This is a genomic window from Cupriavidus sp. CPT47-8839-RL05A (genome assembly GCF_058792255.1).
Genome location: NZ_JBYTEG010000007.1, coordinates 98,645 through 111,546 on the forward strand (window position 1 = coordinate 98,645; position 12,902 = coordinate 111,546).

11 protein-coding genes are annotated in these 12,902 nt (G+C 68.4%); 2 read left to right on the forward strand and 9 right to left on the reverse strand.

The features are described 5' to 3' along the window. Window positions 1–21: 21 nt before the first annotated feature. Window positions 22–1,515: an N-acyl-D-amino-acid deacylase family protein gene (locus AC3WVS_RS10280; RefSeq protein WP_492318541.1), complete on the forward strand. Its 1,494-nt coding sequence runs from the start codon at window positions 22–24 to the stop codon at window positions 1,513–1,515. A 42-nt stretch (window positions 1,516–1,557) separates the two neighbouring features. On the opposite strand, the gene AC3WVS_RS10285 is transcribed toward AC3WVS_RS10280, so the two are convergent. Further along, window positions 1,558–2,196, reverse strand: coding sequence for a CDP-alcohol phosphatidyltransferase family protein (locus AC3WVS_RS10285; protein WP_011617023.1), 639 nt, complete (start codon window positions 2,194–2,196; stop codon window positions 1,558–1,560). A gap of 9 nt (window positions 2,197–2,205) precedes the next feature. Then, entirely contained in the window at window positions 2,206–2,496 is a 291-nt protein-coding gene (locus AC3WVS_RS10290) for an antibiotic biosynthesis monooxygenase family protein (protein WP_492318542.1), read from the reverse strand. A gap of 146 nt (window positions 2,497–2,642) precedes the next feature. Here AC3WVS_RS10290 and AC3WVS_RS10295 point away from each other — a divergent pair, with 146 nt between their 5' ends. Continuing rightward, window positions 2,643–4,451: an ExeM/NucH family extracellular endonuclease gene (locus tag AC3WVS_RS10295; RefSeq protein WP_492318543.1), complete on the forward strand. Its 1,809-nt coding sequence runs from the start codon at window positions 2,643–2,645 to the stop codon at window positions 4,449–4,451. On the opposite strand, the gene AC3WVS_RS10300 is transcribed toward AC3WVS_RS10295, so the two are convergent. From AC3WVS_RS10300 to AC3WVS_RS10330, 7 genes are all read right to left on the reverse strand, one after another. Then, window positions 4,403–4,870, reverse strand: coding sequence for a DUF2127 domain-containing protein (locus tag AC3WVS_RS10300; protein ID WP_492318544.1), 468 nt, complete (start codon window positions 4,868–4,870; stop codon window positions 4,403–4,405). The genes AC3WVS_RS10295 and AC3WVS_RS10300 overlap by 49 nt on opposite strands. 87 nt (window positions 4,871–4,957) lie before the next feature. Further along, complete coding sequence (locus AC3WVS_RS10305; RefSeq protein WP_492318545.1) at window positions 4,958–5,389, reverse strand: hypothetical protein; 432 nt, start codon at window positions 5,387–5,389, stop codon at window positions 4,958–4,960. A 25-nt stretch (window positions 5,390–5,414) separates the two neighbouring features. Beyond that, complete coding sequence (locus AC3WVS_RS10310; protein ID WP_492318546.1) at window positions 5,415–5,894, reverse strand: YbhB/YbcL family Raf kinase inhibitor-like protein; 480 nt, start codon at window positions 5,892–5,894, stop codon at window positions 5,415–5,417. Window positions 5,895–5,971: 77 nt separating this feature from the next. Then, window positions 5,972–6,538: an SRPBCC family protein gene (locus tag AC3WVS_RS10315; RefSeq protein ID WP_492318547.1), complete on the reverse strand. Its 567-nt coding sequence runs from the start codon at window positions 6,536–6,538 to the stop codon at window positions 5,972–5,974. Window positions 6,539–6,642: 104 nt separating this feature from the next. Further along, window positions 6,643–8,175: an efflux transporter outer membrane subunit gene (locus AC3WVS_RS10320; protein WP_492318548.1), complete on the reverse strand. Its 1,533-nt coding sequence runs from the start codon at window positions 8,173–8,175 to the stop codon at window positions 6,643–6,645. 11 nt (window positions 8,176–8,186) lie between these two features. After that, window positions 8,187–11,372 carry an efflux RND transporter permease subunit gene (locus tag AC3WVS_RS10325; RefSeq protein ID WP_492318549.1) on the reverse strand — a complete coding sequence of 1,062 codons (3,186 nt, stop codon included), beginning with the start codon at window positions 11,370–11,372 and terminating at the stop codon, window positions 8,187–8,189. Between the two features lie 194 nt (window positions 11,373–11,566). Beyond that, entirely contained in the window at window positions 11,567–12,808 is a 1,242-nt protein-coding gene (locus AC3WVS_RS10330; protein WP_492318550.1) for an efflux RND transporter periplasmic adaptor subunit, read from the reverse strand. Window positions 12,809–12,902: the final 94 nt, after the last annotated feature.

The following is a 12,902-nucleotide window of genomic DNA, read 5'->3' on the forward strand; positions in this document are numbered from 1 at the left end:
CCAGCCAAGGAAAGGAATCCCATGTCCGACCCCACCTCTGCACACGCCCCGCACTATGACCTGCTGATCACTGGCGGCACGGTGATCGATGGCAGCAAGGCACCCCGCTTCAGCGCCGATATCGGCGTGCGCGACGGCTGCATCGCTGCGATCGGCGACCTCGCCGGGCACACGGCCGAGCGCGTGCTGGATGCAACGGACCTGATCGTCGCCCCAGGCTTCATCGACGCGCACACGCATGATGACCAGGCGGTGCTGTCGCAACCCACCATGCCGTTCAAGGTCTCGCAGGGCGTCACCACCGTGATCGCCGGCAACTGCGGCATCAGCGCCGCGCCGCTGCGTGCCGATATGGATCTGCCGATGCCGCTGAGCCTGATCGACACACCGGCGCAAGGCCGCTTCACCACCTTCGCCGCTTACCTGGACGCGCTGCGCACCATGCCGAGCTCGGTCAATGTAGCCGCCATGGTCGGGCATTCGACCTTGCGCGCGGTCACCATGGCGGCGCTGGACCGGCCAGCCGATGCCAAGGAGATCGCCGCCATGCAGGCGCTGGTCGAGGAGGCCATGCAGGCCGGCGCGATCGGCGTGTCGACCGGCACCTTCTACCCGCCCGCCGCCATGGCGACGACCGTGGAGATCATCGAAGTCTGCCGGCCGCTCAGTGCCCGCAAGGCGCTCTATGTCACGCATATGCGCGACGAGTCCGACCACGTCATGGCCTCGCTCGACGAGACCTTCCGCATCGGCCGCGAGCTCGACGTACCGGTGGTGGTGTCGCACCACAAGGTGCAGAGGCAGGCCAACTTCGGCAAAAGCCAGGTGACCCTGCCCTTTATCCGCGAGGCCATGAAGCACCAGTGCGTGTCGCTCGACTGCTACCCATACACGGCCGGCTCCACCATGATCCGGACCGACAGCGGCATGCTCGACGGCCGGGTGCTGATCGCCGCCAGCGAGCCATACCCCGAATGCGCGGGCCGCGATCTCGACGACATCGCCAGGGAATGGGGCGTGCCCAAGGACGAAGCCGCGCGCCGCCTGCAGCCGGGCACCGCGATCTACTTCCAGATGGACGAGGACGACGTCCAGCGCATCCTTGCCTTCGACGAAACCATGATCGGCTCCGACGGCATCCCCGTCGGCGCCAGTCCGCATCCGCGCCTGTGGGGCACCTTCCCGCGCGTACTGGGGCACTACTGCCGCGAGGTCGGCCTGTTCCCGCTGGAGACGGCGGTCTGGAAAATGACCGGGCTGACGGCGCGCAACTTCGGCCTGCACCGGCGCGGCACGCTCGCCGTGGGCAATCATGCCGACATCGTCGTTTTTGATGCGGCCAACGTGCGCGATGCCGCCAGTTACGAAACCCCCACCCGGCCAGCCGAAGGCATCGACACCGTGATCGTCAACGGCGCCATTACCTGGCAGCACGGCGCGCACAGCGGGGCGCGCAACGGGCAGGTCATCACGCGGCCAGCAGGCCCTGAGGCGGGAAATGCGGCGCCTGCCTGAGGCCCGCAGCAAGGGGCCGCCGGAAGCGAAGCCGCCGGCGGCTCAGAACTTGGGAATGCGCAGCGTCTTGCTGACCATCAGCGTGCCCGACAGCGCGAACAGCAGCACCAGCGGATGCAGCACCGCCGGGCCCAGCACCCACGCGCCGCCCGGCAGTTCGCCGCCAAGCTGGCCTTGCCAGGCGCACCATGCCAGCACCGCGGTCAGCAGCACGCTGGTCGGGATCGGCGTGCCTTCGAAGTAGGCGACCTTGCCGCTGTCGCTGCCCTCTGCCAGCGATTCAGCGGTGACGTTGAAGCGCGCCAGCCGGCTGACGCCGCAGCAGACAAAGTAGATCAGCACGGCCAGGTCCCAGCCGCCGCGCATGCCGGCGGCAAAGGCCAGCGTGGCCGGCCCGACGCCGAACGAGATCACGTCGGCCAGCGAATCCAGTTCGCGGCCCAGCGCCGAATGCGCATGACGCCAGCGCGCGATGCGGCCGTCCAGCACGTCGAAGATAAAGGCCAGCGGCGCCAATGCCGCCGCCGTGTAGAAATGCGACAACTGCTGGTCGGCCACGTAGAACATGGCGAAGAACACCGACCCCATGCCGCAGGCCGCATTGCCCAGCGTAAAGACATCGGCCAGCTGCAGCTCGCGCAGCATCGAGAAATGGCGGGGACGTTCCGGCCGGGTGCTCATGGCGTGCGCTTACAGGACCTTGGCCACATGGTGCACATTAGGCGGCGCGGCAAAGGTTTCACCGACCAGGGCGCGCCATTGCTGGAACTCGGGCGATTCGCGGAAATGGACCATATGGTCGTCCACCGTCTCCCATTCCACCACCAGCGTGTATTGTTCCGGCTGCTCGATCGAGCGGAACAGCTGCACGCCGTGGCAGCCGCGCGAGCGCAGGAACAGCGGCGTGGCCTGGCTCACGCCCTGCTCCAGTTGCTTGTCCATGCCGGGCTTGATGGTGAGTTGTGCGATTTCCTTGATCATGACGGTTTTACCAATGGAGTAGATGCCGGGGCACCGGCGGGTGTCTGCTACCTTAGCACGATCGCGGGGCCACATGCCTGCTGCAAGCATTCCGTTACATGCGGCGGTTAGCATCGTCCACCCTGCCACTACCTGCCGATAACGCCATGCGATCGTCCCTGCGCAAGCGCCACCTCGCCCGGGCCGTCTTGCCCGCCCTAGCCTTGACCTGCCTGGCGGGCGCGCATGCTGCATCGCAACCATGCGGCACGCCGGCGACGCCGATCGCCGAGATCCAGGGTGCCGCGGCGGCGTCGCCGCTCGCGGGCAGCGTGGTGGAGGTAGAGGCCGTCGTCACCGCGGACTTCAGCGGTGATGGCGGCCTGCGCGGCTTCTTCCTGCAGGCCGCGGACGCGCAACGCCTGCACCGGCCCGGCGTGTCGGAAGGTCTGTTCGTCTATGCGCCACGCACCACGGCACGCGCCGGCGACATGGTGCGCGTGTCCGGAAGGGTCGAAGAGAAATTCGGGCAGACGCAGCTGGTGCTGTCCGGCGCGCTGGCGGTGTGCGCACGCAGCATGGCGGTGACGCCGCAGACGCTGACCTTGCCGGTCGCGGGCGAATCCGATCTTGCCGCGCGTGAAGGCATGCTGGTGCGCCTGCCCCAGACGCTGACGGTTGCCGATACCCATGAGCTTGGTCGCTATGGCACTCTGGCGCTGAGCGACGGCCGGCCCATCGCGCCGACGCAACAGGCCCTGCCGGGAACGGCCGCGCGGCAAGCCGCCGCCGCCAACGCCCGCAACCGGCTGTTGCTTGACGATGGCTCGACGCGGCAGTATCCCGCCGTGGTGCCCTACCCGCCACCGCGCCTGGCCGCCGACCACCCGGTGCGTGCCGGAGACACGGTCAGCGGCGTGCAGGGGGTGCTGGAAAAACGCCACGGGCAGTGGCGCCTGCGACCGGTGCCCGGAGCGAGCGCGCCGGTATTCCATGCCACCAACCCGCGCCGCGGCGCCCCGCCACGGCATCCGGCCACCACGCTGCGCGTGGCCGCCTTCAACCTGCAGAACTACTTCAACGGTGACGGCCAGGGCGGTGGTTTCGATGCTCCCGGCAACCGCGGCGCGCAGGACACCGAGGCGCTGGCACGCCAGGAAGCCAGGCTGCTCGCCGCGCTGCGGGGGCTGGATGCGGACGTGATCGGCGTGATGGAGGTAGAAAACGACGGCTACGGCCAGTACAGCGCGATCCGCCAGCTGGCCAGCCGGCTGGGGCCGGACTGGCGCGTGCTCGATCCCGGCACGCCGGCGCTTGGCAGCGATGCCATCGCGGTCGGCCTGCTGTACCACGCCCGCACCGCCGTGCCGGCCGGGCGCGCGGCCACCACCTGGCTGGGCGAGCGCAGCCGCCAGCCGCTGGCCGGCACCTTCCGCGCGGCGGCTGGCGGCACGCCGGTCACGGTCGTGGTCAATCATTTCAAATCCAAGACCTGCACCGAGGCCACCGGCGCGCAGGCCGACCAGGGCGATGGCCAGGGTTGCTGGAATCCCGCGCGCGCGCAGGCTGCCCAGGCGCTGGCCGAATGGCTGGGCGCGACGCCGACGGGCGTATCCGGCGCGGGCGTGCTGGTGATTGGCGACCTGAACAGCTATGCCATGGAAGACCCCGTGCGCGTGCTGGCGCGCCGCGGCTATGCCGACATGGTTGCGGAATTCGCCGGGAAGCCGGCGTACAGCTACGTCTACAACGGCCAGGCCGGCTATCTCGATCATGTGCTTGCCGATGCCGCCGCGGCCCGGCATATCCTGGCCGTGCATGCCTGGCATATCAATGCCGACGAGCCTCCGGCCTTCTCCTACGCCCCGGCGCCGGGTGCGCCTGCGGTGTCGGGCCACTACGCGCCCGGCCCCTACCGTTCATCGGATCACGACCCCCTGGTGGTCGACTTCGCCAGCAGCCCCCGCGCCAGGTAAAGCACCACCAGCAGGTTGGCTGCCGCCAGCGTGCCATGCAGCCAGCTGGGGTGGACCAGGGCCTCGTACAGTTCCAGCGGAATGTAGATGCCGCCGGACCACACCCCGATCCAGTTGCCCCATGCAAGCCCGCGCCAGAGCCCGTACGCTTCGGCAAAGCGCATCAGCGCATAGACCGTGGCAGAGCCGCCGATGGCCCACAGGCGGGCGTTGTCGGGATGCGCAAGCAAGGACAGGAAGATGGTGGGATAGCGGCTGGCCGGATTGACATGCAGGCGCTGGATGATGGCTTCCGCGAGCGCCTGGGCGTCGCGGTGCAGCAGTGCGGCCAGGCCCAGGCCGGCAACGATCACGATCAAGCCCTTGCCTGCCTCGAACAATGCGATGCCCTTCAGGCCCAGTGCGCCCTGCTTTGCCATGCGGTGTCCCCGGTCGATGCAAGAATTGCAAAGCCGGTATTGTGCAACACCGGCAGGCAATGCCGGCATTGCGCCCGGTGCGCGCTGTCAGCGCCCGTATTCGCGCTCGCGCATGGGCCCGTCGGCATCGATGCCGCCGCTGGCGGCAATGGGGCCGTCCACGGTCAGCGGGCCGGCCACGCTCAGGTCGCCCCTGACCAGCATGTCGCCATGCACCGTCACCGGGCCGTTGAAGACCTTGAGATAGCCGCCGCCGTACGGCAGCCCCCGCGCGGTGGCTGGCCCGGTGAAATACGCGGCGGTGAGTGGGCCGCTGGCATAGACGTGGCCGGCGACAACCAGCTTGCCGTGCACCGTCAGCGGCCCCTGCACCTGCGCCGAACCGCCGATGGTGATCGGGCCGGATTCATGTGGCTGGGCGCGCACCGGGCCCGCCACGGCCAGCAGTGCCAGCGCCCCGGCCGCCGCCAGTCGCCACCACGGCCCACGGAGATCGAGGCGGAGCATTCGGTGCGACATGACGTAGCCTCCGGCCGCACCGCGCCTAGCGCTGCAGCTTCTGGTAAGTGCCGATCAACTCTGCGCTGGCCAGGATATGGCCCCGCATCGCCCGCTCCAGCGCCTCCTTGTCAGGCATCCCCAGGTCCGGCAACGCCACGTCCAGCGCATACAGCTTGAAGAAGTAGCGGTGCCGGCCGATCGGCGGGCACGGGCCGCCATAACCGGCGCGGTGCCAGTCGTTCAGCCCGTTGCGAGTGCCCGCGGGCAGCCCGGCCTTGCCGATGTCCGCCGGCAGCGCCTCGGCATGGGACGGCAGGTTGTAGAGAAGCCAGTGGACCCAGGTCATTTTCGGCGCGGCGGGGTCGGGTGCGTCGGGGTCGTCGACGATCAGCGCCAGGCTGGCCGTGCCGGGCGGCAGGCCGGTCCAGGCAAGCGGCGGGGAAATATCGGCGCCTTCGCAGGTGTGCTCTGCGGGAATCTCGCCACCCGGGGCGAATGCGGTCGATTGCAGCTGGAACGGCATACTGGCCTCGCTGGACGCACTGAGGGATGGCTCCAACTTAGGCCGGATCGGTGTCCCACGCAAGGCGTCGCCGCGCGCTATGGCGGCGGCTGCGTCTCCAGCAGCGCCTTGAGCCGGCGCACGGCTTCGGTGGACTCGGCCTGGACGCGCTCGCGCAGCGTCAGGCGGTTGATCAGGGCGAAGAGCAGCGTAGGCGACCGGTAGCGGAATTCCCGCTCAATGCGCGTGCGTTCGGCCGACGGGGTCAGCGACGGCGTCATGGCGGGCGTAAGCCGGTAGGTGATGGTGCCGACCCTGCGCCCTTCGGCCACGCCTTCGATCGACCATGTGCGCGGCCGCTGGCTTTCGATGACAGTCCAGACCACCGCGCCACCGCGCTGCGCCACCATGAAGGTCTCGGTCACGCGCTCGCCCTGCCCCAGCGGATGGTCGGTCGCTCCCGCCACGCCGAGCGAGGCCGGATGCCACTTGGGCCAGTGCAGCGGCGTGGACACGTAGTCGAACACCTGCGCTGGCGGGCGCGCAATCACCACCTCGTCATGGATGGCGGTGCGGTCGGACCATGGCAGCGGCGCCAGCAGCATGCCCACGGTGATCGCGGCGAAGATCAGTCCCCAGAACGGTTTCCTGTGTCGAACAAGCATGGCGGCGGGACAGGATGCATCCGGGGCGCCCCCGTGCATCCTGTACGCATGGCGCGATGCTTCCAGTGTAGTGACTGGGAAGCATCGCGCCAGTCCCGCGCTGCTTAGCGGGCCTGGGATGCCGGCGCGCCCTCGGCCGCCGGCGCCGGCACGGCCGCCACCGTCTCCGGCAACGGGCCCCAGCCGCCGCCCAGCCGGCGGATCAGCGACACCGTTGCCGCAGCGCGCAGGCCGGCCACCTGGTTGGCCTCGCGCTGCGACTGCAGCACGGTGCGGTCGGCATCGATCACCGTCAGATAATCGACCGCGCCGGCGTCATAGCGGCTGCGCGAGATCCGCGCCGCGCGCCGGGCGCCGCCAAGTGCGCCGTCCAGCGCGCCGGCCTGCTGGCTGAGCCAGCGCACGTCGGCCAGGCTGTCTTCCACCTCGCGGAACGCCACCAGCACGGTCTGCCGGTAGCCGGCCACGGATTCCTCGTGCGCGGCACGGGCACCGGCGAGGTTGGCGCTGTTGCGGCCGCCATCGAACACGGTCTGTGCGATGGTGGAGCCGATCAGCGGCCCCAGCGCCCAGGTGCGCGACGACCACTTGAACAGGTTCGACAGGTCCGCCGATTCAAAGCCGAACAGCCCGGTCAGCGTGATGCGCGGGAAGAACGCCGCCTTGGCCACGCCGATGCGCGCGTTGGCCGCGGCCATCTGGCGTTCGGCCGCGGCGATGTCGGGGCGGCGCTCCAGCAGTTCGGACGGCAGCCCGGCGGGAATCGCGATCGGCGCGGCGTCGAACGGGCGCGCCGGCAGCGAGAATGCCGCCGGCGGCACGCCGGTCAGCACCGCCAGCGCATGCTCCTGGTTGGCGCGGCGGCGCTCGATGCCGGCCAGGTCCGCGCGCGCGGTGCCGAGTTCAGCTTCGGCACGGGCGGGATCCAGGTCGGTGGTCTCGCCGGCGTCATAGCGCTTCTTCAGCAGCGACAGCGCATCCTCGCGCAGCCTGATGGTGGCGTTGAGCAGGTCGCGCTCGCTGTCCAGCGTGCGCAGCGCGAAGTACGCCTGCGCCACGTCGGCCTGCAGCGCCAGCTGCACCGAGCGGTACAGGTCCTCCGCGGCCTCGCCTTCAGCGCGGGCGGCGTTGACGCTGGACGCGACGCGGCCGAACAGGTCGAGCTCATAGCTGGCGAAGGCGCGCGCCTTCAGCACCGTCTGCGGCGGCACCCGCGTGCCGTCAGGCAAGCCTTGCGAGGCCGCCGACGGCTGTGCGCGTGTCGGGTCCAGCCCCACGCTCAGCTGCGGGTACAGGTCCGCCTCAGTGGCACCCGTGAAGGCCCGTGCCTGCTTCAGGCGGGCAGCGGCAATCGCCAGATCCTGGTTGGAGCTGCCAGCCGCGTCGATCAGGCGGTCCAGCTCGGCATCGCCGAAGATCTTCCACCAGTCGCCGCGATGCTGGCCTTCGGCCGGCGTCGCGGTCTTCCATTGCGCGCCTTCGGCCTGGGCGGCCTCGGCCTCCTTGAAGGCCGGCACGGTGGCCGTTTCGGGCACCTTGTAGGTCGGGGCCAGCGAGCAACCCGCAAGGATCAGCGCTGCAGCCAGGGTCGCCAGCTTAGGCAGCCAATTTGTTGTCGAAAATGCAGGGGCATTCATGTTGATCACCATTATTCAGCCGATGCAGCCAGTTGCGCGCCCTGCTCTTGCGTGGCCGTGCGGCGCTGGCCGCGCGTGGCCAGCAGGCGCAGCGCCACATAGAACACCGGCGTCAGGAACAGCCCGAAGAAGGTCACGCCGAGCATGCCCGCGAACACCGCCACGCCCATGGCATGGCGCATCTCGGAGCCGGCGCCGGTGGAGATCACCAGCGGCACCACGCCCATGATGAAAGCGAACGAGGTCATCAGGATCGGGCGCAGGCGCAGGCGGCTGGCTTCGATCGCGGCCTGCACCACGGTGCGGCCGTGATGCTCCAGCTCGCGCGCAAACTCCACGATCAGGATCGCGTTCTTCGCTGACAAGCCCACCAGCACGATGAAGCCGATCTGCGTGAAGATGTTGTTGTCGCCCTGCGTCAGCCACACCCCGGTCATCGCCGCCAGCAGGCTCATCGGCACGATCAGGATCACCGCCAGCGGCAGCGTCAGGCTTTCATACTGGGCAGCCAGCACCAGGAACACCAGCAGCACGCACAGCGGGAAGATCCACACCCCCGCATTGCCGGCCAGGATGTCCTGGTAGGTCAGCTCGGTCCATTCAAACTTCATGCCCTTGGGCAGGGTCTCGGCGGCAATGCGCTCGGCCGCGGCCTGGGCCTGGCCCGACGAGAACCCGGGCGCGGGCCCGCCGTTCATGTCGGCGGCGGTAAAGCCGTTGTAGCGCACCACGCTGTCCGGACCAAAGCCCTGCTTGACCTGCACCAGCGACGACAGCGGCACCATGTCGCCGGCGGCGTTGCGCGTCTTCAGCTGCAGGATGTCCTCGGCATGGGCGCGGAACGGCGCGTCCGCCTGCACCTTGACCTGGTAGGTCCGGCCGAACTTGTTGAAGTCGTTGACATAGGCCGAGCCCAGGTAGGTCTGCAGCGTGTCGAACACCTCGGTCACCGGCACGCCCAGCTGCTTGGCCTTGACGCGGTCCAGCTTGACGTCGAGCTGCGGCACGTTGACCTGGTAGTTGCTGAAGATGCCGGTCAACTCTGGCGTGGCGCGCGCCTTGTCGGCAAACGCGTTGGTGGCCTCGAACAGCGCGTCATAGCCCAGCGCCGCACGGTCCTCGATCATCAGCTTGAAGCCGCCGATGGTGCCCAGGCCCTGCACGGGCGGCGGCGGGAACACCGCGATAAAGGCATCCTGGACGGCCGCGTACTTCTGGTTCAGGTCAGCCGCGATCGCCGCGCCGGACAACTCCTTGGTCTTGCGCTCCTCGAACGGCTTGAGCGTGGCGAAGACGATGCCGGCGCTCGGGCTGTTGGTGAAGCCGTTGATCGACAGGCCCGGGAAGGCCACCGCCGATTCCACGCCCGGATGCTTGAGCGCGATATCGCTCATCTTGCGGATCACGTCCTCGGTGCGGTCCAGCGTGGCGCCGTCCGGCAGCTTGGCAAAGCCAACCAGGTACTGCTTGTCCTGCGCCGGCACAAAGCCCTTGGGCACCAGCTGGAACACGCCCCAGGTCAGCGCCAGCATCACCGCGTAGACCCCGAATACCGAGCCCTTGCGGCGGATCACGCCCTTCACGCCACGGCCATAGCTTTCAGCGCTGCGGCCGAAGAAGCGGTTGAAGCGCTTGAAGAAACCGCCGAACACGCGATCCATCCAGCGCGACAGCCAGTCCTTGGGCGCGTCATGGCTCTTGAGCAGCAGTGCCGACAGCGCCGGCGACAGCGTCAGCGAGTTGAACGCCGAGATGATGGTCGAGATCGAGATGGTCAGCGCGAACTGCTTGTAGAACTGGCCGGTCAGGCCCGTCATGAAGGCCAGCGGCACGAACACGGCGATCAGCGTCAGCGCGATCGCGATGATGGGGCCGCTGACTTCGCGCATGGCCTTGTAGGTGGCCTCCTTCGGCGTCAGCCCCTCTTCGATATTGCGCTCGACGTTTTCCACCACCACGATCGCATCATCGACCACGATACCGATGGCCAGCACCAGCCCGAACAGCGACAGCGCGTTGATCGAGAAGCCGAACGCATGCATCAGCCCGAAGGTACCGACGATCGACACCGGCACCGCCAGCAGCGGGATGATCGACGCGCGCCAGGTCTGCAGGAACAGGATCACCACCAGCACCACCAGCGCGATGGCCTCGAACAGCGTATGCGTCACCGCCTCGATCGAGTGGCGCACGAACTGCGTGGGGTCATAGACGATGCTGTAGTCGATGCCGTCCGGGAAGTTCTGCTTGAGCTCTTCCATGGTCTTGCGCACGTCATCCGAGATCTGGATGGCGTTGGAGCCCGGCGCCTGGAAGATGGGGATGGCCACCGCCGGCTTGTTGTCCAGCAGCGAGCGCAGTGCGTACTCAGACGCGCCCAGCTCGATGCGGGCAACGTCCTTCAGGTACGTGACGGCACCGTCTGCGGAAGTGCGCACGACGATGTCGCCGAACTCCTCCACCGTGCTCAGGCGGCCCTGCGCATTGACCGACAGCTGCAGGTCCGCGCCCGGCAGCGCCGGCGACTGGCCGATCACGCCGGCCGCCACCTGCACGTTCTGCTCGCGGATGGCCTTGACCACGTCGCTGGTGGCAAGCTGGCGCTCGGCCATCTTCTCGGGGTTCAGCCACACGCGCATGGCGTAATCGCCCGAGCCGAACAGCTGCACCTGGCCCACGCCCTGCAGGCGCGCCAGCCGGTCCTTGACGTTGATCACCGCGTAGTTGCGCAGGTAGGTCATGTCATAGCGGTCGTTGGGCGAGACCAGGTGGACCACCATGGTCAGGTCCGGCGAGCTCTTGACCGTGGTGATACCCAGCCGGCGCACGTCTTCCGGCAGGCGCGGCTCGGCCTGCGAGACGCGGTTCTGCACCAGCTGCTGGGCCTTGTCCGGGTCGGTGCCCAGCTTGAAGGTCACGGTCAGCGTGAGCAGGCCGTCGCTGTTGGACTGCGAAGACATGTACAGCATGTCCTCGACGCCGTTGATCTGCTCTTCCAGCGGCGAAGCCACGGTCTCGGCAATCACCTTGGGGTTGGCGCCCGGAAACTGCGCGCGCACCACCACCGACGGCGGCACCACTTCCGGGTACTCCGAGATCGGTAACTTGAACATCGATATGGCGCCAATCAGGAAGATCAGCACCGACAACACCCCCGCGAAGATGGGGCGGTCGATAAAGAATTTAGAGAGATTCATCTTGGTCTCTGCAAAAACGCTCCCCTGGCGGTCCGCCATGGCGGGCACCATCTGCTGCTTTGGGAGCGAAAAAAACTAGGGGCGCTGGGTGTGCGGGTTCACGTGGTTGCCATAAGCGACGGAATCAAACATCGCTCAGGCCGGCTCCCTCTCCCCTCAGCGGGAGAGGGGAGCAAACCATCGGCTCGCATGACTCAGCTCACCGGCTTCACGTCGGCTTCGCCTTTCTCGCTCGCAGCCTGCTTGCGATCAGGCGCGTTGCCGCGCGGTTCCAGTTCGCTGCGGAAGGCCATGGCCACCGGCTTGGGCTGGACCGTATCGCCCGGCCGCACGCGCTGCAGGCCGTTGACGACGATGGTCTCGCCCGGCTTCAGGCCCTTGCGCACCACGCGCAGGCCGTCATGGTTGGGCCCCAGTTCCACTTCGCGGTAGACCAGCTTGTTGGTCTTGTCCAGCACCAGCACGAACTTCTTGCCCTGGTCGGTGCCGATGGCGCGGTCATTGACCAGCACCGCCGCATGCGGCGCGCCGCCGCCCAGCTTGACCTTGGCGTACAGGCCCGGCAGCAGGCGCCCGTCTTCGTTCTGGAACACCGCGCGCACGCGGATGGTGCCGCTGCGCGGGTCCAGGCGGTTGTCGACCGACTGGATCTTGCCCTCATGCGGATTGCCGTCCTCGTTGGCCAGGCCCAGGTAGACCGGCAGGTTGGGCTGGCCACCGCCGGCACCCGGCGCGGTGTAGCGCAGGTAGCTCTGCTCGTCGATCTCGAAGCTGGCATAGATCGGCGACACCGACACCACCGTGGTCAGGGCCGGCGAGGCCGTGCCCGCAGCCACCAGGTTGCCGACGGTGATCTCGGCGCGCGACACGCGCCCGGCGACCGGCGCGGTGATGCGGGTGTAGGCCAGGTTCAGGCGTGCGGTTTCCAGCTGCGCCTGGGCAGCACGCACGTTGGCGCTGGTTTCGCGGGCCGCGTTGATGCGCTCGTCGAACTCGCGCTTCGAGATGGCGTTGTCATCCAGCAGCCGCTGCGCGCGCGTCTGTTCGCTCTGCGCATGGGCGGCGCGCACCTGCGCCGCGCCCAGCGCGGCGTCGGCACGGGCGACTTCCGCGGCATAAGGACGCGGGTCGATGGTGAAGAGCGGGTCGCCCTTCTTCACCAGCGCGCCCTCGCGGAAGTGCACGGCGTCAATGGTGCCGCCGACGCGCGGGCGGATCTCGACGCGCTCCACGGCCTCGACCCGTCCGGAGAACTCATCCCACTCGGTGATGGTCTGGCCGACCACGGCGGCCACTTCAATCGCCGGCGCGGGCGGCGGGGTGTTGGCATGGGCTTCGCCGCCATGCCATGGGCGCAAGATCGAGCCGGCCACGCCGGCGCCCAGCACCACGACGATGGCGAGGGCAATCAAAGTACGTCGTTTCTGCTGCTGCATTTCTCAAACTCCTGGATCGGGTTTTCTTCAACCGGAAAAGCAAATGGCCGAACGCCGCCTGCCGGTCCGCGTGGGCGGACCGGAACCATGGCCA